The 23575-nt window shown below is 41.7% G+C and carries 23 protein-coding genes; 21 read left to right on the forward strand and 2 right to left on the reverse strand.

The window, feature by feature from the left end:
• Positions 1-45: 45 nt before the first annotated feature.
• Complete coding sequence (locus MK409_RS00805; protein WP_268704990.1) at positions 46-492, reverse strand: MarR family winged helix-turn-helix transcriptional regulator; 447 nt, start codon at positions 490-492, stop codon at positions 46-48.
• 118 nt (positions 493-610) lie between these two features.
• Between MK409_RS00805 and MK409_RS00810 the strand changes: the two genes are divergently transcribed.
• The 16 genes from MK409_RS00810 to MK409_RS00885 all read left to right on the forward strand — a co-directional run bounded on the left by MK409_RS00810 (position 611) and on the right by MK409_RS00885 (position 12564).
• The gene (locus tag MK409_RS00810; RefSeq protein ID WP_268704991.1) at positions 611-1087 is read left to right on the forward strand and encodes a DUF5590 domain-containing protein; all 477 of its coding nucleotides are present in this window, start codon (positions 611-613) and stop codon (positions 1085-1087) included.
• Positions 1088-1096: 9 nt separating this feature from the next.
• Complete coding sequence (locus tag MK409_RS00815; protein WP_268704992.1) at positions 1097-2275, forward strand: pyridoxal phosphate-dependent aminotransferase; 1179 nt, start codon at positions 1097-1099, stop codon at positions 2273-2275.
• Between the two features lie 149 nt (positions 2276-2424).
• Positions 2425-3768, forward strand: coding sequence for an asparagine--tRNA ligase (gene asnS / locus MK409_RS00820; RefSeq protein WP_129325809.1), 1344 nt, complete (start codon positions 2425-2427; stop codon positions 3766-3768).
• Between the two features lie 133 nt (positions 3769-3901).
• Positions 3902-5110 carry an MFS transporter gene (locus tag MK409_RS00825; RefSeq protein ID WP_268704993.1) on the forward strand — a complete coding sequence of 403 codons (1209 nt, stop codon included), beginning with the start codon at positions 3902-3904 and terminating at the stop codon, positions 5108-5110.
• 141 nt (positions 5111-5251) lie between these two features.
• Positions 5252-5542: a 30S ribosomal protein S6 gene (rpsF, locus tag MK409_RS00830; RefSeq protein WP_001151782.1), complete on the forward strand. Its 291-nt coding sequence runs from the start codon at positions 5252-5254 to the stop codon at positions 5540-5542.
• 11 nt (positions 5543-5553) lie between these two features.
• Positions 5554-6024, forward strand: a complete 471-nt coding sequence (gene ssbA / locus MK409_RS00835; protein ID WP_000609596.1) for a single-stranded DNA-binding protein SsbA — start codon at positions 5554-5556, stop codon at positions 6022-6024.
• Positions 6025-6055: 31 nt separating this feature from the next.
• A complete protein-coding gene (gene rpsR, locus MK409_RS00840; protein ID WP_000068664.1) occupies positions 6056-6295 on the forward strand; it encodes a 30S ribosomal protein S18 in 240 nt (79 codons plus the stop codon).
• A 284-nt stretch (positions 6296-6579) separates the two neighbouring features.
• Positions 6580-7089: a GNAT family N-acetyltransferase gene (locus tag MK409_RS00845; RefSeq protein WP_268704994.1), complete on the forward strand. Its 510-nt coding sequence runs from the start codon at positions 6580-6582 to the stop codon at positions 7087-7089.
• Positions 7090-7170: 81 nt separating this feature from the next.
• Entirely contained in the window at positions 7171-8571 is a 1401-nt protein-coding gene (locus MK409_RS00850; protein WP_268704995.1) for a bifunctional Cof-type HAD-IIB family hydrolase/peptidylprolyl isomerase, read from the forward strand.
• Position 8572: 1 nt separating this feature from the next.
• Positions 8573-8932, forward strand: coding sequence for a S1 RNA-binding domain-containing protein (locus tag MK409_RS00855; RefSeq protein WP_000689613.1), 360 nt, complete (start codon positions 8573-8575; stop codon positions 8930-8932).
• Between the two features lie 53 nt (positions 8933-8985).
• Positions 8986-9735, forward strand: a complete 750-nt coding sequence (locus MK409_RS00860; protein ID WP_268704996.1) for a tRNA1(Val) (adenine(37)-N6)-methyltransferase — start codon at positions 8986-8988, stop codon at positions 9733-9735.
• The gene (locus tag MK409_RS00865) at positions 9725-10009 is read left to right on the forward strand and encodes a GIY-YIG nuclease family protein (RefSeq protein ID WP_268704997.1); all 285 of its coding nucleotides are present in this window, start codon (positions 9725-9727) and stop codon (positions 10007-10009) included. Before MK409_RS00860 ends, MK409_RS00865 begins: the two co-directional genes overlap by 11 nt.
• Positions 10010-10094: 85 nt before the next feature.
• A complete protein-coding gene (locus MK409_RS00870; protein WP_268704998.1) occupies positions 10095-11030 on the forward strand; it encodes a manganese-dependent inorganic pyrophosphatase in 936 nt (311 codons plus the stop codon).
• An 84-nt stretch (positions 11031-11114) separates the two neighbouring features.
• Positions 11115-11627: a YiiX/YebB-like N1pC/P60 family cysteine hydrolase gene (locus tag MK409_RS00875; RefSeq protein WP_268704999.1), complete on the forward strand. Its 513-nt coding sequence runs from the start codon at positions 11115-11117 to the stop codon at positions 11625-11627.
• Positions 11611-12261 carry a DUF1803 domain-containing protein gene (locus MK409_RS00880; RefSeq protein ID WP_268705000.1) on the forward strand — a complete coding sequence of 217 codons (651 nt, stop codon included), beginning with the start codon at positions 11611-11613 and terminating at the stop codon, positions 12259-12261. Before MK409_RS00875 ends, MK409_RS00880 begins: the two co-directional genes overlap by 17 nt.
• Before the next feature lie 102 nt (positions 12262-12363).
• Positions 12364-12564 (forward strand): CsbD family protein, encoded by a 201-nt coding sequence (locus MK409_RS00885; RefSeq protein WP_000051185.1) that lies wholly within the window; start codon positions 12364-12366, stop codon positions 12562-12564.
• A gap of 35 nt (positions 12565-12599) precedes the next feature.
• Here the strand turns inward: MK409_RS00885 and MK409_RS00890 are convergent, their stop codons facing one another.
• Positions 12600-14045: a UDP-N-acetylmuramoyl-L-alanyl-D-glutamate--L-lysine ligase gene (locus tag MK409_RS00890; protein WP_268705001.1), complete on the reverse strand. Its 1446-nt coding sequence runs from the start codon at positions 14043-14045 to the stop codon at positions 12600-12602.
• Positions 14046-14150: 105 nt separating this feature from the next.
• Between MK409_RS00890 and MK409_RS00895 the strand changes: the two genes are divergently transcribed.
• The 5 genes from MK409_RS00895 to MK409_RS00915 all read left to right on the forward strand — a co-directional run bounded on the left by MK409_RS00895 (position 14151) and on the right by MK409_RS00915 (position 23535).
• Entirely contained in the window at positions 14151-15773 is a 1623-nt protein-coding gene (locus tag MK409_RS00895; protein ID WP_268705002.1) for a putative polysaccharide biosynthesis protein, read from the forward strand.
• 201 nt (positions 15774-15974) lie between these two features.
• On the forward strand, positions 15975-17933 hold the full coding sequence (locus MK409_RS00900; RefSeq protein WP_268705003.1) for a peptide ABC transporter substrate-binding protein: 1959 nt from the start codon (positions 15975-15977) through the stop codon (positions 17931-17933).
• 145 nt (positions 17934-18078) lie between these two features.
• Positions 18079-19173, forward strand: coding sequence for a cystathionine gamma-synthase (locus MK409_RS00905; protein ID WP_268705004.1), 1095 nt, complete (start codon positions 18079-18081; stop codon positions 19171-19173).
• A 7-nt stretch (positions 19174-19180) separates the two neighbouring features.
• Entirely contained in the window at positions 19181-20347 is a 1167-nt protein-coding gene (locus MK409_RS00910; RefSeq protein ID WP_268705005.1) for a MalY/PatB family protein, read from the forward strand.
• A gap of 92 nt (positions 20348-20439) precedes the next feature.
• A complete protein-coding gene (locus MK409_RS00915) occupies positions 20440-23535 on the forward strand; it encodes a DEAD/DEAH box helicase (protein WP_268705006.1) in 3096 nt (1031 codons plus the stop codon).
• Positions 23536-23575: the final 40 nt, after the last annotated feature.

Raw genomic sequence — 23575 nt, forward strand, 5'->3', positions numbered from 1 at the left:
ACCGTCTATGTTACAACAAATAATACTAATTAGCAATAATTTTGCTCACAAATTTTTAAATTTTTTTAAAATGCGGATTAAGTCTTCCTTTTCGCCATCTTCCAAGATGCTGAGTGCTTCTACGATAGAATCGATATGGTCAGGAAGAACCTCTTCGATTTTTCTGCGTCCTGCAGGTGTTAATTTCAGGAAAAAGGATCGACGATCTTTTGGGTCACAAGTTCTAGAAATCCACCCATCTCGAACCATGTTTCGAATAACAACAGTCATGTTTCCAGAAGTGGCTAGCATTTTTTCAATCAAGTCCTGAATGCGTAGTTCCCCCTTGCTATAGAGGGTTTCCAGAACAGAAAATTGAGTAGGGGTTAGTCCGTGTTCTTTGGCAGCCTTGGTTTCATAAGGTTTAAAACTTCGCATCGCTTTATTGAGAACGATAGCCGTCTTCAGGTCTAATTGATTTTGGGAAATTTTTTCTTTCAAATATTGTTTCATAAGGCTATTTTATCAATAATTAGATAGAAAAACAAGAACTGATATTTTATAGGAAAAGATTCTCAGAATGTTTCTGTCATTACTTGTAATAAAGAAGGAGAGATGGTAAAATAGACGAGTGAAACTAAGACAGAAAAAAGCAAAAAACAAGCTACTTTTACAGTATGGAATCGGCATTGCTCTGATAGTACTAGTCATGACCACTTCCTTCCTTTATCTGATATCACTCAGCATGAAACCCTATCAAGATGCTAGGGTTGAGGGAGAAAAACTAGCCAAGCAGTATGCAGAATTGGAACAGGCAGATCAGGTTGATTTTTATAATGGACTAGAAGGTTATTATAGCGTTTTAGGACATAATAAAAAGCAAGAGGCCATTGCCGTACTGATTGAAAAGAATGATCACAAGATTTATGTTTACCAGCTTGATAAGGGAATTTCTCAAGACAAGGCAGCGACGATTTCGAGGGGAAAAGGTGCTAGCGACATTGATAAGATCACCTTTGGTCGTTATCAGGACAAGCCGATTTGGGAAGTTAAGTCAGGAAACCACTACTATCTGGTTGACTTTGAAACAGGAGCAGTGATCCAATAAGGAGGGCATATGAAACTATCCAAACGTGTACTAGAAATGGAAGAGAGTGTTACTCTAGCCAGTGATGCAAGAGCCAAGGCATTAAAAGCTCAAGGAAAAGATGTTCTTTTCTTAACCTTGGGACAGCCTGATTTTCATACTCCTGAAAATATTCAGGATGCGGCGGTGGAAGCGATTCGAGATGGACGAGCTTCCTTCTATACAGTTGCTTCAGGCCTACCAGACTTAAAGGCTGCGGTTAATACCTACTTTGAACGCTACTATGGCTATTCCGTAGCAGCCAACGAGGTTACCTTTGCCACAGGTGCTAAGTTCTCTCTCTATACCTTTTTTATGGCTGTGGTCAATCCAGGTGATGAGGTCATCATCCCTACACCATACTGGGTCAGTTATGGGGACCAAGTCAAGATGGCAGAAGGTGTGCCGGTCTTTGTCCAAGCCAAGGAAGACAATCACTTTAAAGTAACGGTCGAGCAGCTAGAAGCGGCCCGAACAGATAAGACCAAGGTCTTGGTTCTCAATTCACCATCGAATCCGACCGGTATGATTTACACTCGTGAGGAACTCTTGGCTATCGGGGATTGGGCGGTTGAACATGATGTCCTCATCCTAGCAGATGATATCTACGGACGTCTGGTCTATAACGGAAATGAATTTGTTCCAATCTCTAGTCTGTCAGAAGCGATTCGCAAGCAAACCATCGTAATTAATGGTGTATCTAAGGCTTATGCCATGACTGGTTGGCGGGTAGGTTATGCTGTGGGAAATCCTGAGATTATTGCTACTATGAGCAAATTGACAGGACAAACAACCTCAAACCTGACTGCTGTATCACAATATGCTACCATTGAAGCCCTGACTGGACCACAAGACTCTGTCGAAACCATGCGCCAAGCTTTTGAGGAACGTTTGAACACTATTTACCCTCTATTGTGCCAAGTACCAGGATTTGAAGTTGTCAAGCCCCAAGGAGCCTTCTATCTCTTCCCAAATGTCAAAAAAGCGATGGAGATGAAGGGTTATACCGATGTGACAGACTTTACAACGGCTATTCTCGAAGAAGTCGGCCTTGCCTTGATTACAGGAGCTGGATTTGGAGCACCAGAAAATGTTCGTCTCAGCTATGCCACAGACTTGGATACTTTGAAAGAAGCTATTCGTCGTTTGCATCAATTTATGGAAAAATAAAACTCAAAATCTTCGCCTTTTTGGCGAAGATTTTTTGTAACGAAAATCTCGCGAATTTTCTCTAGTCGAACCTAGCTATCGCAGTCTATTTATGGTAAAATAGTGGGTAATGACGTCTTCGGACAAGTTAAAGAAAAGGAAGATAGATTATGACAAAACGTGTAACAATTATCGAAGTAAAAGACTACGTTGGTCAAGAAGTGACCATTGGGGCCTGGGTTGCCAACAAATCAGGAAAAGGGAAAATTGCCTTCTTGCAATTGCGTGATGGAACAGCCTTCTTCCAAGGAGTAGCCTTCAAACCAAACTTTATTGAAAAATTCGGCGAAGAAGTTGGTCTTGAAAAATTTGAAACGATCAAACACTTGAGCCAAGAGACTTCTGTTTATGTGACAGGAATTGTCAAAGAAGATGAGCGTTCTAAGTTTGGCTATGAGCTCGATATCACAGACATCGAAGTGATCGGTGAATCTCAAGACTACCCAATCACACCAAAAGAACATGGAACAGACTTCTTGATGGACAACCGTCACTTGTGGCTCCGTTCTCGTAAGCAAGTAGCGGTCATGCAAATCCGTAACGCTATCATCTATGCAACCTATGAGTTTTTTGACAAGAACGGCTTCATGAAGTTTGATAGCCCAATCCTTTCAGGAAATGCGGCAGAAGATTCAACAGAGCTCTTTGAAACAGACTACTTTGGGACTCCAGCCTACTTGAGTCAATCAGGTCAGCTTTACCTAGAAGCAGGAGCTATGGCTCTTGGCCGTGTCTTTGACTTTGGTCCAGTATTCCGTGCGGAGAAATCTAAGACGCGCCGTCACTTGACTGAGTTCTGGATGATGGACGCTGAATACTCATACTTGACACACGATGAGTCACTTGACTTGCAAGAAGCGTATGTAAAAGCCCTTCTTCAGGGTGTTCTTGATCGTGCGCCTCAAGCCTTGGAAACCTTGGAACGTGATACAGAGCTTTTGAAACGCTATATCGCAGAGCCGTTCAAACGCATCACTTACGATCAAGCCATTGACCTCTTGCAAGAGCATGAAAATGATGCCGATGCTGACTACGAGCATTTGGAGCATGGAGATGACTTCGGTTCGCCACACGAAACTTGGATTTCGAACCACTTTGGCGTGCCAACATTTGTCATGAACTACCCAGCAGCTATCAAGGCCTTCTACATGAAACCAGTTCCTGGAAATCCAGAACGCGTGCTTTGTGCAGACTTGCTTGCACCAGAAGGCTATGGAGAAATCATCGGTGGTTCTATGCGTGAGGAAGACTACGATGCACTTGTAGCTAAGATGGAAGAACTTGGTATGGATCGTACAGAATACGAATTCTACCTTGACCTTCGTAAATATGGTACAGTACCACACGGTGGATTTGGTATCGGTATCGAGCGTATGGTAACTTTCGCAGCAGGTACAAAACATATCCGTGAAGCGATTCCATTCCCACGTATGTTGCACCGTATCAAACCATAAGAAGACTAAAACGCCATAATAGGCGTTTTTTCAAAACACTATCATACTTGAAGGAAGAGGTGAGGAACATGTAAAGTTAGGATTGACAAGTGACAAACACAAAGATACATATACACTTGTTAAAGGAGAAATGATGTTTAAACCAAATTATCGGAAGAATATCGGTCTCATGGTTGGTGTGGAATTTTTTGCCTTTCTAGGCATTACCAGCTTTTGGATTCTATTTCTCAGTCAAAACGGGATGTCGCTTTGGCAGATTGGCTTATTGGAAAGTATTTTTCACGCCACCAGTGTCATTTGCGAAATTCCCTCTGGAATGTTAGCTGACCGCTATTCCTATAAAACCAATCTTTATCTCAGTCGGATTGCTGGGATTGCGTCGTCTATTCTCATGTTACTAGGACAAGGTAATTTTTGGATTTACGCACTCGCTATGGTGGTGAGTGCCTTGTCTTATAATTTTGATTCGGGGACGAGTGCAGCTATGGTTTATGATTCGGCCGTGGAGGCTGGATTAAAAGAGAGCTACTTGTCTATCTCAAGTTTTATGTCAGGAGTAGCAGAAGGAACTCGGTCTTTGGGGACCGTTTTAGCGGGATTTTTTGTCCATGGTCAATTGCACTTGACCTACTATATCGTGATTGCCACTTCTATAATCGTCCTATTCTTAACTTGGATGCTAAAAGAGCCTCGTGTTAAAGCGCAAAAATCTGAGCGTCTGACCATGAAAAAGATTATGTTGACTGTCAAAGAGGAGTTGCAGAGAAATCCCGGTCTTTTTGGCTGGATGATTCTGTCCCAAATCATCGGGACACTGATGTGCATGTTTTATTTTTACTATCAAAATCAACTGCCGGACTTAGAAGGATGGCAGATTTCGATGGTCATGCTAATCGGTAGTGTTTTGAATATATGGGCAGTTTATCTAGCGAGTAAGATTGGAAAGAAATATTCCGCCTTAAAGCTCTTTCCAATTTTTGTACTCTTAACGGGAGTGACCTACTTACTTTCCTACTTTGGTACGCCGCTGATTTATATTTTGATTTATTTGATTAGTAACGCCTTATATGCTCTCTTTCAACCGATTTTTGACAACGATTTACAAAAGCGACTCCCAAGTGAGGTACGTGCAACCATGCTAAGTGTCTACTCCATGATGTTCAGCCTGAGTATGATTGTTATTTTTCCTCTAACGGGTTGGCTGATTGATACTCTAGGTTTTGTAGTAGCCTTCCTTTACTTAGGATTCTTTTTAGTAATAGTCGGCTTCTCATTATTTTTCATTTTGAAAGAGATGGCCAGAGCTGTAGAACTGAAAGAGAATGTTATTTCTAAGCAATAGAGTTATTTTTTATTTTTCTCTTTTTTCTCTTTTTTCTCTTGCTATCTACTAGTATTTCTAGTATAATAATTAATTGTGAGCAAACCTCACTTACCCCTTGCAAAGTCTTGGGGTCATTAGACCAAAAGGAGGAACATATCAATGGCTAAATACGAAATTCTTTATATCATTCGTCCAAACATTGAAGAAGAAGCGAAAAACGCTTTGGTAGCACGTTTTGACTCTATCTTGACTGACAACGGTGCAACTGTTGTTGAATCAAAATCATGGGAAAAACGTCGTCTTGCATACGAAATCCAAGATTTCCGTGAAGGACTTTACCACATCGTTAACGTTGAAGCAAACGACGACGCAGCTCTTAAAGAGTTTGACCGTCTTTCAAAAATCAACGCTGACATTCTTCGTCACATGATCGTCAAACTTGACGCGTAAGAAGGTAAATTATGATTAACAATGTTGTACTTGTAGGGCGTATGACACGTGACGCTGAGTTGCGTTATACCCCATCAAATGTAGCAGTTGCGACTTTTACTCTTGCAGTAAACCGTACATTCAAGAGTCAAAATGGCGAACGTGAGGCTGATTTTATCAATGTCGTTATGTGGCGCCAACAGGCTGAAAATCTTGCTAACTGGGCTAAAAAAGGCTCTCTTATCGGGATCACAGGTCGTATCCAGACTCGTAGTTACGATAACCAGCAAGGACAACGTGTCTACGTAACAGAAGTCGTGGCTGAGAATTTCCAAATGTTGGAAAGCCGCGGAGTGCGCGAAGGACATACAGGTGGAGCTTATTCTGCCCCAACTGCTGGTCAATCAGCACCTGCAAACCCAGTACCAGACTTTTCACGTTCTGAAAATCCATTTGGAGCAACAAATCCATTGGACATTTCAGATGATGATTTACCATTCTAATGGACAATTAATACTATAAAGGAGAAAAAACATGGCTCAACAACGTCGTGGCGGATTCAAACGCCGTAAAAAAGTTGATTACATCGCAGCAAACAAAATTGAATATGTTGATTACAAAGATACTGAGCTTCTTAGCCGTTTCGTTTCAGAACGTGGGAAAATCCTTCCTCGTCGTGTAACAGGAACTTCAGCTAAAAACCAACGTAAAGTAACAACAGCTATCAAACGCGCTCGCGTAATGGCTTTGATGCCTTTCGTAAACGAAGATTAAAGAAAAGACCCTTACGGGTCTTTTTTTCACGAGCCTTGAAATGAGAGAGCAAGTTGAGGTCCGGGTGGACCTCTTTTTCATGAGCTTGAAAACTAGAAAGCGAATTAAGACCCCAACGGGTCTTTTTTTTTCAGGTCCAGTGGACCTCTTTTCAGACCTTTATAGGGCTATTTTGGACAGGGATATTTTTTAACCTAGCAAGATTCTTTTGTCTTACTAGGTTTTTTCTTTTAATCTTTATTATCGTGCTATAATGGTAGGAGAAAGCTTTAAAGGAGCAACTTATGAAGACGACATGTTCAATTAGAAAAATGCAAGAATCTGACATTAAAGATCTATCTCGAGGATTTATCAGCCAAGGTTGGCCAAGTAGAGAGGAGATTTTAACTCGATATTTTAAAGAGCAGGAAAGTGGAGAGAGGGAAGTGTTAATTGCTGACCTTACTAGTGCTGTAGCGGGCTACATTACTATTTTACCCGATGCTAAGCAGGGCCCCTTTGCTGGAATGGCTCCAGAGCTTTCAGATTTCAATGTCTTTGAGCCCTTTCAAAATCAAGGTATTGGAAATTTCTTGATGGAAGAGGCAGAAAATCGAGTTAAGCTTTTTTCAGACAAAGTGACTTTGGGAGTAGGTTTGCACTCAGGGTATGGACCTGCCCAGAGATTGTACATCAAACGAGACTATATTCCAGATGGTTCAGGCGTTTGGTATCGAAATCAGCCCTTGGAAATGAATGCAACTATTCAAAATAATGATGATTTAGTTCTGTACTTATCCAAGAAGTTCGAATAAGAGATAGCGAATTTCTTTGAAGATAGGGGATTTCTCTACTTTATGGTATAATGGAAAGAGTGATGGAAAAGAGGTAGAGAGATGGATGCGAAATTAAAATACAAGGCAAAGAAGATTAAAGTCGTCTTTTTTGATATCGATGATACCCTGCGTACGTCAAAGACGGGCTTTATTCCGGCGACAATTCCCACTGTCTTTAAGCAGTTACGTGAAAAAGGGATTTTAACAGGAATCGCCTCTGGACGAGGGATTTTCGGTGTCGTTCCAGAGATTCATGAGCTCAAGCCGGACTTTTTTGTAACCCTAAATGGGGCTTATATAGAAGATAAAAAAGGTCAGGTTATTTATCAGCATCAGATTGCCAAAGAAGATGTGGAAGAATACATCACTTGGACAAAACAAGAGGGGATTGAATATGGTTTGGTTGGCAGTCATGCTGCTAAACTCTCCACTCGAACAGAAATGATCAGTGAGGCTATTGATCCGATTTATCCAAACTTAGATGTGGATCCCAACTTCTATGAAAAAGCAGATATTTATCAGATGTGGACCTTTGAAGATAAAGGAGATGACTTGCAGTTGCCAGATTCTTTGTCGGATAAGCTTCGCATGGTTCGTTGGCACGAACACTCATCTGATATCGTGCCGATTTCAGGATCCAAAGCAACTGGTGTAGCTAAGGTGGTGGAGCATTTAGGCTTGAAACCAGAGAATGTCATGGTCTTTGGGGATGGTCTCAATGACTTAGAACTCTTTGATTATGCTGGAATCAGCGTTGCTATGGGTGTTTCCCATGAAAAAATCAAAGAAAAAGCAGATTATATTACAAAAACAGTAGAAGAAGATGGCATTTTTGATGCCTTAGAAGGATTTGGTATGGTAGAAAAAGAATTGCATTTCCCACAAGTAGACATTGAAACAGTAGAAGGTCCGTTTGCGACTATTAAGACAAATCACGGAGACTTGCGTATCAAGCTTTTCCCTGAGCAGGCTCCCAAAACAGTAGCAAACTTTGTTGCGCTTTCAAAAGACGGTTACTATGATGGTGTGATTTTCCACCGAATTATCAAGGACTTTATGATCCAAGGTGGAGACCCCACTGGTACTGGTATGGGTGGTGAGTCGATTTATGGCCAAGCTTTTGAAGATGAATTTTCTGAAGAACTCTATAATATCCGTGGCGCTCTTTCTATGGCCAATGCTGGACCAAATACAAATGGTAGCCAGTTCTTTATCGTACAGAATCAACACTTGCCATATTCTAAGAAAGAAATTGCTCGTGGTGGTTGGCCAGAGCCAATTGCGGAGATTTATGCAGACCAAGGTGGAACTCCTCACCTAGACCGTCGTCATACTGTATTCGGTCAACTTGCGGATGAAGCTTCTTATGAAGTTCTGGATGTAATTGCAGGTGTCGAAACAGGTGCAATGGACAAGCCAGTTGAAGATGTCGTAATTGAAACTATTGAAATTGAGGACTAAAATGAAAATCGGTGATAAGCTAAATGGCCGTATTACTGGGATTCAGCCCTATGGAGCTTTTGTTGAGTTAGAAACAGGAGTGACAGGCCTGATTCATATTTCGGAGATTCGGACAGGATTTATTGAGAATATCTATGATATTTTAAAAATTGGCGATGAAGTCCAAGTTCAGGTGGTGGATTTTGACGAATACACTGGGAAAGCCAGTCTTTCTATCCGTACTTTGGAGGAAGAAAAACATCAATTGCCAAGACGGAGACGTTTTTCAAATGATCGTATCAAGCATGGTTTTGCGCCCCTTGCTCGAATGATGCCTGTTTGGACGCGTGAAGCATTAGAACATTTAAAAAAGAAGCCGTAAATACAATTATCTAAATAATTTATGCTATTAACATAATTTGATATAATGAAAGTATGAAAGAAGAACAATTATTAAAATCAGGAGAGCGAATCAACCAGCTCTTTTCGACAGATATCAAGATCATTCAAAATAGAGAAGTGTTCAGCTATTCGGTGGATAGTGTTCTCTTGTCACGCTTTCCTCGCTTCCCTAAAAATGGCTTAATTGTGGATTTTTGTGCTGGCAATGGTGCAGTAGGACTTTTTGCAAGTAGTCGTACCAAGGCAAAAATTCTCTCTGTGGAAATTCAGGAGCGTTTGGCGGATATGGCAGAGCGTTCGGTTCAGTTGAATGGATTGGAAGAGCAGATGCAGGTTATTTGCGATGATTTGAAAAATATGCCTGCTCATATCCAAGGAAGTAAGGTGGATATGATTTTGTGCAATCCGCCTTATTTCAAGGTGGATCCACATTCTAATCTGAACGAGAGTGAACACTACCTTCTGGCCAGACACGAAATTACGACTAACCTAGAAGAAATATGTCGAAGTGCTCAAAGTATTCTCAAGTCTAATGGCCGTTTGGCTATGGTTCATCGTCCAGATCGGCTCTTGGATATCTTGGACATGCTCAAACGCCACAATTTGGCACCCAAGCGCTTGCAATTTGTCTATCCGAAACGTGAGAAGGAGGCCAATATGCTCTTAATTGAAGCTATCAAGGATGGCTCAACGAGTGGCTTTAAGGTCTTGCCACCACTCATCGTTCACAATGATGATGGTTCTTATACACCAGAAATTCAAGAGATTTACTATGGATCATAAGGCCTATATGTATGTGGTGGAGTGTCGCGACGGTTCTTACTATACGGGTTATACAACGGATGTGAAGAGGCGTCTTGCCGTTCATAATAGTGGTAAGGGAGCCAAGTATACCCGAGCTCGCTTGCCAGTCAAACTCATCTATGTAGAGGGTTTTACCAGCAAAGAAGAAGCCATGTCTGCCGAAGCTCTCCTCAAACGAAAGAAACGTCCACAGAAAGAACGATTTTTATCCGAAAATCAAGAGAAAAATCTAGTCAACCATATTGATATCTAACGAGGAGTCCTTTGACTCCTCTTACTTTTGTCAAAAGAGGAAAAAAGTGCTAAAATAAGATGAATAAATTTAAAGAGGTATTATCATGTCTAAGATTCTAGTATTTGGTCACCAAAATCCAGACTCAGATGCCATCGGGTCATCTGTAGCCTTTGCTTATCTTGCGAAAGAGGCTTATGGATTGGACACAGAAGCAGTAGCTCTAGGTACTCCAAATGAGGAAACAGCCTTCGTTTTGAACTATTTCGGTGTAGAAGCACCACGCGTCATCACATCTGCTAAAGCAGAGGGTGCAGAACAAGTTATCTTGACTGACCACAATGAATTCCAACAGTCAGTGTCAGATATCGCTGAAGTAGAAGTTTACGGAGTTGTGGACCACCACCGTGTGGCTAACTTTGAAACTGCAAGCCCACTCTACATGCGTTTGGAACCAGTTGGATCAGCTTCATCTATCGTTTACCGCATGTTCAAAGAACACAGTGTAGCAGTTCCTAAAGAAATCGCAGGTCTGATGCTTTCAGGTTTGATTTCAGATACTCTTCTTTTGAAATCACCAACAACTCACCCATCTGATAAAGTCATTGCTCCTGAATTGGCAGAATTGGCTGGTGTCAACTTGGAAGAGTACGGTTTGGCTATGCTGAAGGCTGGTACGAACTTGGCAAGCAAATCTGCTGAAGAATTGATTGACATCGATGCTAAGACCTTTGAACTCAACGGAAATAAGGTTCGTGTAGCTCAAGTGAATACAGTTGATATTGCTGAAGTATTGGAACGCCAAGCAGAAATTGAAGCTGCAATGCAAGCTGCCAATACAGCAAATGGCTACTCTGACTTTGTCTTGATGATTACAGATATCGTCAACTCAAACTCAGAAATCCTTGCTCTTGGGTCAAACATGGACAAGGTCGAAGCAGCTTTCAACTTCAAACTTGAAAACAACCACGCTTTCCTTCCAGGTGCCGTTTCACGTAAGAAACAAGTGGTGCCCCAGTTGACTGAAAGTTTTAATGGGTAATTGTCTGAGTGATAATTGAAATGAGGAAACGGTAGTTTCCTTATAGCTAAATGGTTTCGGCTCCTTTTTTTCTAGGAGAGAAAGATGTTAGAAAATGGCGATTTGATTTTTGTGAAGGACCTTTCAGATATAGGGCAGGCTATCCAAACTTCGACTGGGAACTATAGTCATGTAGCTATCTTTTTAGACGGTTTGATCTATCATGCTAGTGGGCAAGCAGGTGTTATCTGTCAAGACCTATCAGAATTTTTTGAACCGACTCATCTCTACGATCTTTATGTCTACCCAGAGATGGAAGCTGACTTGGTAAAGGAAAGAGCAAGCAAACATTTAGGTGCACCCTATAATGCCTCTTTTTATCCAGATGGGCCTGGCTTTTACTGTTCCCAGTACATCGCTGAAATCCTACCGATTTTTGAGTGCGTTCCGATGAAATTTGGAGATGGGGAGCAGGAGATCAGTGATTTTTGGAGAGAATACTACAGGAAACTCGAACTTCCTGTGCCTCTGAACCAACCAGGGACCAATCCCAGTCAGTTGGCAGCATCTCCTCTTTTAGAATGTAAAGAAAGGAATCTTCATGATTCAGATTTTTAATCCATCACGTTTGACGCGACAGCCATTTTTTATAGATTTGGTGAACTATCTGGACCAGCATGATGATGTAATCCTCCGAGAAATCAAGGCTCAGTTTCCAGATGTGGCAGTTGATAAACTGATGGAAGAGTATATTAAGGCAGGCTTGATCCGAAGGGAAAACAAACGCTATTTTCTCAATCTCCCTTTTTTAGAATCTACGGATGATTTAGCCCTTGACCAAGAAATTTTTATCAGAGAGGACAGTCCAGTCTATCAAGCCTTGCTAGAGAAGACTTTTGAGACAGAATTGCGCAATCAAACCAATGCAGCCATTTTAGTCGAATATACGGATTTTGCGCGGACAAAAATGACCCTGTCGAATTATTTCTATAAGGTCAAGAACCAATCTCCTTTAACAGAAAAACAGCAGGAACTTTATGCTATTTTAGGAGATGTCAATCCTGAGTATGCTCTCAAGTATATGACGACGTTTTTGCTCAAGTTCCTCAAAAAGGACCAGCTCATGCAGAAACGGCGTGATATCTTCGTTGAGAGTTTAGTCGTCTTGGGTTATATTGTTCAAAATGAAGAAGGAAAGTATGAGTTGGCTGTTGATTTTGACAAGCAACGCTTGTCTTTCTATTTGTCTTAATTGTTTGCTTTTGAGCAGATTGTTTGACTTTGCCAAAGAATAAGCATAAACTAAATGTAAGCGATAACCATTATCGTATTAAAACAAAAAGGAGACAGAGCTATGTCACTTGAAAATAAATTGGAACAAGCAACTGGTGCTATCAAAGAAGGATTTGGTAAAGTTACTGGCGATAGCAAAACAGAAGCAGAAGGTGCTGTAGAAAAAACAGTTGCCAAAGCTAAAGAAGTTGTTGAAGATGCTAAAGGTGCTGTAGAAGGTGCCGTTGAAGGTCTTAAAAACTCATTTAAGAAAGAAGACTAAAAAATCAAGGGAAAACTTCCCTTGATTTTTTGATTTTATAGGTAACGTTCTGCGATAGCAGCGTCACCAGGGTAGGATTCTTTCACTCCATTAACGATTTGGTAGCAATCAGCTCCCTTACCTGCAATAATGACAGCATCGAGTTCTTGATTTGTGATGGCCATCGCCGCCTTGATGGCTTCTTCACGATCGGCAATCTTTTCAACAGGATGACTGATATAGCCGCTGATTTCTTCAGCAATGGCCATTGGATCTTCATAGTTGGGGTCATCAGCGGTGAGAAAGACTTGAATTTCAGGATGTTGATTGAGAAGGAGTCCAAAGTCTTTGCGACGACTTTCACCCTTGTTTCCAGTCGAACCGAGAACCAGAGCGATTTTTCCAGTTTGATGGGTTTCAACCACAGAAATCAGTTTTTTCAGACTGTCACCATTGTGGGCGTAGTCGATGAAGACCTTGGCACCATTTTTCTGTGTGAGGACTTCCATACGTCCAGGAACGCGGGTTGTAGCAATTCCTTTTTTGATATCTTCAAGACTGGCTCCGAGACGAAGGCAGGCAAGTCCTGCAGCAACGGCGTTTTCTTGGTTGAAGTGGCCAATCAACTGGATATCATAATCGCCAGCGAGTTTTCCTGTAGCTGAGAAGCTAAAGGCTTTGGAGTTCTCGATTTGGTTATCAGATTGGCTACCGTAGAAGTCATGTTCTTGTTTTTCTACTTGTTCTTTTAAGACAGAGAAGTGATCCATAACGCTATTGATAACTACTGCGTGACTATTTTCCATCAAGAGACGTTTGTGGTAGAAGTAATCTTCAAAAGTTGGATGCTCAATAGGACCAATATGGTCAGGACTGATATTGAGAAAGACTCCTACATCGAAAGTGAGGCCGTAGACTCGCTTAACCAAGTATGCTTGACTGGAGACTTCCATGATGAGATGGGTTCTTCCGTTATGAACAGCTTGAGCCATCATATCAAAGAGATCGATACTTTCAGGAGTTGTGAGTGCAGACTTAAAGAAGGTCTTACCATCTAAGGTTGTATTCATAGTAGACAACATAGCAGGGCGATGATGTTGAGCCAAGATGTTATAGGCAAAATAGGCTGCAGTTGTCTTACCCTTGGTTCCTGTGAAGGCGAGAATTTTGAGTTTCTCTTGTGGATTACCATAAAATTCCATGGCAATCAAACTCATGGCTTTCTTAATGTCGTTCACGATAATAGCAGGAATACCGACCTCGTAGTCTTGCTCGGCTACATACCAACCGAGTCCTTGTGAGATTGCCGAAAGAAGAAATTCCTTCTTAAAAGCAGCTCCTTTTACAAAAAAGAGACTATTTTCTTGTGCTTTTCGGCTATCGTAGCAGATGCTACCAAAAGTTACATCATTAAAGTTATAGTGGTAATGTCTTTGGTCGATAATCTCACGGAAGAGATTGTCTTTCTTTAAAATATCTAATACGGTTTCAATCTTTATCATACTTTCTATTGTAAACCGAAAGTCTGAATTTTACAAGTAACAAGGAAAAGTTTATAATGGAAGATAAGGAACATTTCCTAGTTATTAAAAATGAATGAGGAAGTTATGTCTAACGAAAATAATCATCAGCAGGCCCAGATGTTACGTGGGACTGCCTGGCTTACAGCTAGTAACTTTATCAGTCGCTTGCTCGGGGCTATTTACATTATCCCTTGGTATATTTGGATGGGAACATATGCTGCTAAGGCTAATGGTCTCTTTACCATGGGTTACAATATCTATGCTTGGTTCTTGTTGATTTCGACTGCGGGTATTCCTGTTGCAGTCGCTAAGCAGGTCGCTAAATACAATACCATGCATGAGGAAGAGCATAGTTTTGCCCTGATTCGAAGCTTCTTAGGCTTTATGACTGGCTTGGGACTTGCCTTTGCCTTGGTCTTGTATCTCTTTTCTCCTTGGTTAGCAGATTTATCAGGTGTGGGGAAAGATTTGATACCTATCATGCAGAGCTTGGCGTGGGCGGTCTTGATTTTCCCATCTATGAGTGTCATCCGAGGCTTCTTCCAAGGGATGAACAACCTAAAGCCTTATGCTATGAGCCAAATCGCTGAGCAGGTGATTCGTGTCATCTGGATGTTGATGGCGACCTTCTTCATTATGAAGATGGGTTCTGGTGACTACCTAGCAGCAGTTACCCAATCAACCTTTGCGGCTTTTGTGGGGATGGTGGCTAGTTTTGCAGTCCTGATCTACTTCCTAGTCCAAGAAGGTTTGCTCAAAAGAGTATTTGAAACACGGGATAAAATCAATAGTAAGCGTCTCTTAGTCGATACCATTAAGGAAGCCATTCCCTTTATTCTGACAGGATCAGCCATCCAGCTTTTCCAAATCTTGGATCAGATGACTTTTATCAGAAGCATGACTTGGTTCACCAACTATAGCAATGAAGACTTGGTTGTTATGTTTTCGTATTTCTCTGCCAATCCGAATAAAATTACCATGATTTTAATCTCTGTAGGAGTTTCCATTGGTAGTGTTGGCTTGCCACTTTTGACGGAGAACTATGTAAAAGGTGACTTGCAGGCAGCAGCTCGCCTAGTTCAAGATAGTATGACCATGCTCCTCTTATTCTTGCTGCCAGCAACGGTTGGAGTTGTCATGGTAGGGGAACCGCTCTACACAGTCTTTTATGGTAAACCAGATAGTCTGGCTATGGGCTTATTTGTCTTTGCAGTTTTGCAGTCTACTATCCTAGGCTTGTATATGGTCTTGTCTCCTATGCTTCAGGCCATGTTCCGCAACCGCAAGGCAGTTCTTTACTTTGTCTATGGTTCCATTGCTAAGATCGTCTTGCAATTGCCAACCATTGCTATTTTCCACAGCTACGGTCCCTTGATTTCAACGACTATCGGCTTGATCATTCCGAATGTCTTGATGTACCGAGACATCTGCCAGGTAACGGGTGCTCGTCGAAAGATTATCTTGAAACGAACTATCTTGATTACTATTTTGACCCTTGTCATGTTTATCCTAGTTGGCTTCTTGCAATGGCTAGTCGGTTTTGTCTTCCAGCCAAGTGGACGCTTCTGGAGTTTCCTTTATGTAGCTCTCATCGGAGGACTTGGAGGAGGTCTTTATGGCTTGATGAGTCTACGGACACGACTCTTGGACAAGATAATTGGCCAAGCTCAAGCAGAACGACTACGGACACGATTGAAAATATCGTAAATGATTTATAAATAAAAGTTATAATTACAACCTTTCTATTAAAGAAAGGTTGTTTTATTGTTCAAAATATTAAAAAAGTAGAACTTTTTCTAAATTTAGTAGCAAAAAATATGTTTTTTGACTTTTTCTTCAAAAAAAGCTTGACTAAATAAAACCAAAACTGTATAATATAACAAATATTTAAAACAGGAGGTTCTGGAAATGAAAAAGTCTAAGGCCAAGTATCTGACACTGGCAGGTGTCGTGTTAAGCGCAGGTATCCTACTAAGCGCATGTGGGAACTCAGCAAGTTCATCTAAAACATACAACTATGTTTACTCTAGTGATCCATCTAGTTTGAACTATCTGGCTGAAAACCGTGCAACAACCAATGATATTGTTACCAATTTGGTTGATGGTTTGATGGAAAATGACCAATATGGGAACTATGTTCCATCTTTAGCAGAGGACTGGACCGTTTCTCAGGATGGTTTGACCTATACCTATAAACTTCGTAAGGACGCTAAGTGGTATACGTACGAGGGTGAAGAATATGCCCCAGTTACTGCTCAAGACTTTGTGACTGGTTTGAAATATGCAGCTGATAAAAAATCGGAGGCCTTGTATCTAGTCCAAGCGTCAGTTGCAGGATTGGATGACTACATTAATGGGAAAACAACTGACTTTTCAACTGTTGGTGTCAAAGCTATTGATGATCAGACGGTTCAATATACTTTGAATCAACCAGAACCTTACTGGAACTCTAAGACAACCTCTACTATTCTCTTCCCAGTCAATGCTGATTTCTTGAAATCAAAAGGAGATGATTTTGGTAAGGTAGATCCTTCTAGTATTTTGTACAGTGGACCTTTCTTGATGAAATCCTTTGTATCAAAATCTGTTATTGAATACAAGAAAAATCCAAATTACTGGGATGCTAAAAATGTCTTTGTAGATGATGTGAAATTGACTTACTATGACGGCAGTGACCAAGATGCTCTAGCTCGTAACTTTGCAGAAGGAGTCTACAGTTATGCTCGTCTCTATCCTAATAGTTCAAGCTTTGAAGGGATTAAAGAGAGCAATAAGGATAACATTATCTATAGCATGCAAAATGCAACTTCTTATTACTTGAACTTCAACTTGGATCGAAAATCATATAATTTCACTTCTAAATCCACAGATATCGAAAAGACTTCGACTCAAGAAGCTGTTCTCAATAAAAACTTCCGTCAAGCCATCAACTTTGCCTATAACCGTACGGCTTATGGAGCCCAATCTCAAGGGGAAGAAGGAGCAACGAAGATTATTCGTAACCTCGTCGTACCTCCTTCATTCGTAACCATCAATGGAAAAGACTTTGGTGATGTTGTCTCAGAAAAGATGGTCAACTATGGTCAAGAATGGCAAGGAATCAACTTTGCAGATGCGCAAGATCCATACTACAACCCAGAAAAAGCTAAGGCTAAATTTGCAGAAGCCAAGAAAGAATTAGAAGCTAAGGGAGTTCAGTTCCCGATTCACTTGGATAAGACTGTTGAAATGACTAATAAATCAGAAATTCAAGCGATTAGTTCAATGAAACAATCAATCGAATCTGTTCTTGGAACTGAGAACGTGGTTATCGATATCCAACAGTTGACAACAGAGGACTATGATAGCTCAGGTTATCTTGCTCAGACAGCAGCACAGAAGGATTTTGACCTTTACAATGGTGGGTGGGGTCCAGACTACCTAGACCCATCAACCTACCTCGATATCTTTAACGTCAACAGCGGAGGTATGTTGCAAAACCTCGGTTTAGAGCCAGGTGAAGTCAATGACAAGGCCAAGGCAGTTGGACTTGATACCTATACTCAAATGTTGGAAGAAGCCAATAAAGAGCAAGACCCAGCAAAACGTTATGAGAAATATGCTGAAATTCAAGCGTGGCTTGTAGACAGTGCCCTTGCGATTCCAAACGTTTCTCAAGGTGGAACCCCTAGCCTGAGAAAGACAGTTCCATTCTCAGCTCCATTCTCACAAGCTGGAAATAAGGGTGTAGAGTCATACAAGTATCTCAAGTTGCAAGATAAGACGGTGACAACTGCTGAGTACGAAAAAGCTAAAGAAAAATGGCTGAAAGAAAAAGAAGAATCAAATAAGAAAGCCCAAGAAGAACTGGCAAAACACGTTAAGTAACCAGTCTATTCAACAGGATAAACGATAGTTTCTCAGGAAGCTATCGTTTTTGTATAGTTTGAAACTATAACTAGCTCTTGAAAAGAAGAAAATGACTTGCTGAAAATAAATGATACAATAGTTACTATAGATTTGGAGGTATTGTATGATCAAAGAACGACACATTGACACAATTTTGGCCCAGGCGGGGATCAAGTCAGATAAGGCGACAGGTGCCTTGGTGACACCACTACATTTTTCAACCACTTATCAGCATCCAGAGTTCGGTCAGTCTACTGGTTTTGATTATACTCGTACCAAAAACCCAACTCGCAGTAAGGCGGAGGAAGTATTGGCGGCGATTGAATCAGCAGACTATGCACTAGCAACGAGTTCAGGTATGGCTGCGATTGTACTGGCCTTTAGTGTCTTTCCTGTAGGAAGTAAAGTCTTGGCAGTGCGAGACCTTTATGGTGGTTCTTTCCGTTGGTTCAACCAAGTGGAGAAGGAAGGTCGTTTCCATTTTACCTATGCCAATACTGAGGAAGAGTTGATTGCTGAGCTGGAAAATGATGTGGATGTTCTCTATATCGAAACGCCAACCAATCCCTTGATGTTGGAATTTGATATTGCAAAACTGGCAAAACTAGCTCATGACAAGGGTGCCAAGGTAGTGGTGGACAATACCTTCTACAGCCCAATTTATCAACGACCGATTGAAGATGGAGCAGATATCGTTCTTCATTCGGCAACCAAGTATCTAGCAGGGCACAATGATGTCTTGGCTGGGGTAGTTGTGACTAATAGTTTAGAACTATATGAACAACTTTTCTATAATCTCAATACGACAGGTGCGGTCTTGTCTCCATTCGATAGTTATCAGTTGATTCGTGGTCTTAAGACCTTGTCTCTGCGCATGGAGCGTTCGACAGCTAATGCACGAGAAATTGTGGCCTATCTGAAAGGTTCACCTGCAGTCAAGGAAGTTCTCTATACTGGTCGTGGGGGAATGATTTCCTTTAAAGTGGCTGTTGAGAGTCGAATTCCTCATATTTTAAATAGCCTGAAGGTTTTCTCTTTTGCTGAGAGTTTGGGTGGGGTGGAAAGCCTGATCACCTATCCAACAACCCAAACCCATGCGGATATTCCGGCAGAAGTACGCCATTCCTATGGATTGACAGATGATCTTTTGCGTTTGTCTATTGGGATTGAGGATGCTAGAGATTTGATTGCGGACTTGCGTCAAGCATTAGAAGGATAAGACAAATATGGGGAAATATGATTTTACAAGTCTGCCCAATCGTTTTGGGCATCATACCTATAAATGGAAAGAAGCGGAAGCTGATCGAGAAATTCTACCAGCCTGGATAGCAGATATGGACTTTGTGGTTTTGCCTGAGGTTCGACAAGCCGTACAAGCCTACGCGGATCAGTTGGTCTATGGTTATACTTATGCAAGCGACTCTTTGATTGAGTCAGTTCAAGAATGGGAAGCCAGTCAGCACGGGTATCACTTTGACAAAGATGCTCTTGTCTTTATCGAGGGAGTGGTGCCAGCTATTTCAACAGCCATTCAAGCCTTTACAAAAGAGGGGGAAGCTGTTCTAATTAACACACCGGTCTATCCACCTTTTGCTCGCAATGTCAAACTCAACCATCGCCGATTGATTACCAATCCTTTGGTGGGAAAGGATGGTCTGTTTGAGATTGACTTTGACCAGTTGGAGAAGCAATTGGTGGAAGAGAATGTGAAACTTTATATCCTCTGCAATCCTCATAATCCTGGGGGCCGTGTGTGGGAAAAGGAAGTGTTGGAAAAGATTGGCCAACTCTGTCAAAAACATGGTGTTTTGTTGGTTTCAGATGAGATTCACCAAGATTTGGCCCTCTTTGGTCACAAGCACCAGTCTTTTAATACCATTGATCCTGCTTTCAAAGACTTTGCCCTCATCTTGAGTAGTGCTACCAAGACCTTTAATATTGCTGGGACGAAAAATTCCTATGCTGTCATTGAAAATCCCAAGTTGAGACTTGCTTTTCAAAAACGACAGTTGGCCAATAACCAGCATGAAATCTCAGGCTTGGGGTATTTGGCAACAGAAGCTGCCTACCGTTATGGCAAGGACTGGTTAGGAGAGTTAAAAGAAGTCATTGAGGACCACATCAATTATGTAGTGGAGGTCTTGGGTAACGAAACCAAGATTCAGGTCATGAAACCACAAGGTACCTACTTGATCTGGCTGGATTTTTCTGCTTATAAGCTAACGGATGAGCGCTTGCAAGAGCTTTTGAAGAATAAAGCCAAGGTCATCTTGAACCGAGGTTTGGACTTTGGGGAGGAGGGAAGCCTTCATGCCCGTCTCAATGTTGCCATGCCTAAAACACTTTTGGAAGAAGTTTGCCAACGCATCGTGACTGCTTTTGCCACACTTTAAGAATCGAGCCTTCTAGGAGAAAAGTCTTCCTGGAAGGCTATTTTCATAGGGGATAATATGGTATAATGAGGAGATAAGATAAAGGGGTAACTATGGCTAAATTGATTCCAGGGAAGTTGCGCATGGAGGGGGTCACCCTCTATGAGACGGGCAAGATTGAGATCATCAAGGAAAAAGGGAATCGCCTCTATACACGTGTAGCTGGAGAAGACTTGCGCTACAGTTTAGAGGATGATCTTGTTTTTTGCGCTTGCGATTTTTTCCAAAAAAGAGGTTACTGTGTTCACCTAGCAGCGCTCGAGCATTATCTGAAGAATGATGAAGAAGGCCAGGTGATTTTACAAGCCTTAGAAAAAGGACATGAAGAGCAAGAAGAGGTCGAAACCAAGGTTAGTTTTGGCGGTAGTTTTTTGGAGCGTATCCAACCTCAGAAGAGAGAGAAAATCTACACTTTGTCGGCTCAAGGTCAGGTGGAAGCTGGGACCAATCGTTTCCTTTGGACTCTCCGAATCGGTTTAGTTGATAGTCAAAAATATTATGTCATTCGTGACATCCCTCTCTTTTTGAAGGTCTTGGTCCATCGAAAGCCATATATGATTGGGAAACACTATGAAAATGACTTGTCTTGGGAGGTTTTTGACGAATCGAGTCAAGAAGTTCTTACTTTTTTACGGGGGTTGATTGAGGAGGGGCTCAGTCAGGAACTCTTTTTCCCAAATCAAGGTCGTCACCTTTTTTTTCCTCTGACCTTTTTTGAGCAGGGTGTGGGTTTATTGGTGAACTTGGAAGATTTTCATTTTGACCACCAGCTTGATAGCTATGAGAATCTCCTCTTTCATGATTTAGATCCTGATGCAGACCTTTTCTCTTTTTACGTGCAGGAGTACCCAGATTATTTTGAGATGGAGATTTCTGAAAGTGAGCGAGTCAACGTATTCTATGGAGGGGCGGTTCTCTTTCGTAAGGGCAATGTTTATCTCTTAAATCCGAAACAAATTAGTCTTTTAAAGGAAATCAATGAACTTCCTCAGGAAACAAAAGGGAGAAAATGCCTTCAGTTTGATACTGGCGATCGGGATCGATTGGCTTCCTGTCTTCCTTTGTTTGGGCAACTGGGCACAGTTTCTGCTCCTGAGCGCTTGCAAATCAGACCCTTTTCACCGATCTTTTACTTTGACAAGGAGAAGGATGGTCGTATCCGCTTGGATATCAAGTTTGATTATGGAGATATTCAGGTGACTAGCCATCAACAGCTGGAAGAATTACCTTTCGCTAGCGATGCTGCCCTAGAAAGCCAGATATTTCAAGTTAGTTTAGGGGCTGGTTTTGAGGCTGATTTTCAGTCTTGGAGACAGGCTTTAAAGCCAGAGGCAGTTTATTCTTTCTTTCACCATACGATTCCTACTTTTGAGAAGTTGGGTCAAGTTTTCTTGTCTGATGAGATAAATCAGCTCTACAGCCTTCAAACTCCTCAGGTTCAGATCGAGTCCAAGGGAGGACTGCTGGAAATCCAGTTTGACTTCCAAGGGATTGGGCAAGAAGAGATTGATCAAGCTCTTAAAGCCTTAACCAGCAATCAGGATTTCTATATCAGTTCTTCTAATCAAGTATTCTTTTTTGATGAGGAAACCAAGCAGATCCGTCAGAATTTGCAGGAACTGGAGGTTGAGCTAAAAGATGGTTCTTTCCAAGCGCGAAAATCTCTGGCTTACAGTCTGTCTCAGTTATTTGAAGGTCGAGACAGGATTTCCTTCTCGGAAGAATTTCAGCATTTAGCTCATGATTTGACCCATCCAGAGGATTTTCCTTTGGGAGATATACGGGTGCAGGCGAGTTTGAGAGACTATCAGGAAAAGGGAGTCCGTTGGCTCCAGATGCTTCATCACTATGGCTTTGGTGGCATTCTGGCAGATGATATGGGACTGGGAAAAACATTGCAAACCATCGCTTTTTTGACCAGTCAGGTGACAGAAGACAGTCGGGTCTTGATTTTAGCGCCGTCAGGTTTAATCTACAACTGGGCAGATGAATTCAGGAAATTTGCCCCACAGTTGGATTTGGCTATCGTGCATGGTTTGAAAGCGAATCGAGAAGCGATTCTTTCTGAAAATCACCAAATCTATGTGACTAGCTATGCCACCTTTCGTCAAGACAGCGAGCTTTATCAAGAGATGGTTTTTGATTTTCTCTTTTTAGATGAAGCCCAGGTCATGAAAAATGCTCAGACTAAGATTGCTCAGAGTTTGCGCCAGTTTGTAGTGCCGGCAGTCTTTGCTTTGTCAGGTACGCCTATCGAAAATCATTTAGGAGAGTTGTGGTCTATCTTCCAAATTGTGCTTTCGGGGCTCTTGCCAAGTAAAAAGGAATTTATGAAATTACCGGCTGACCGAGTCGCGCAGTTTATCAAGCCCTTCGTCATGAGGCGTAAGAAAGAAGAAGTCCTTACAGAACTGCTTGACCTAATCGAAGTCGTCTATAAAAATGAACTGGAAGATCAGCAGAAGACCATCTATCTCGCCCAGTTGCAACAGATGCGAGACCGACTAGCCCAAGTGACAGATAAAGAATTCCAGAGAAGTCGGGTAGAAATTTTATCTGGTCTCATGCGTTTGCGTCAGATCTGCGATACGCCAGCTCTCTTTATGGACGATTACCAAGGAGCTAGTGGTAAATTGGATAGTCTCCGAGATTTATTGCTACAAGTGGCTGCTGGTGGGCATCGGGTCTTGATTTTCTCCCAGTTCAAAGGAATGTTGGAAAGAATCGAGCAAGAACTCCCAGACTTGGGCTTGACCTCCTTCAAAATCACAGGTTCAACTCCTGCTCATGACAGACAGGAGATGACCAAGGCCTTTAACCAAGGAGAGAGAGATGCCTTTCTCATCTCCCTGAAGGCGGGTGGTGTTGGTCTCAATTTAACGGGAGCTGATACGGTTATTTTGGTTGACCTCTGGTGGAATCCCGCTGTCGAAGCCCAGGCTATCGGACGAGCCCATCGCATGGGGCAGGAGCAGATGGTCGAGGTCTATCGTTTGATTACTAAGGGAACCATTGAAGAAAAAATTCAAGAACTTCAAGAACAGAAAAAGCATTTGGTTTCCCAAGTTTTAGATGGTACAGAGTCGCGTGCGAGCCTCAGTCTGGCAGAAATTCGAGAAATTTTAGGAATTTCTGAAGCCAACACTTGAAAAATCAAGACAATACGCTATAATGAAGAGTTGAAAGGAA

The sequence above is a fragment of the Streptococcus oralis genome (assembly GCF_026782375.1).
GTDB classification, from domain to species: Bacteria; Bacillota; Bacilli; order Lactobacillales; family Streptococcaceae; genus Streptococcus; species Streptococcus oralis_CL.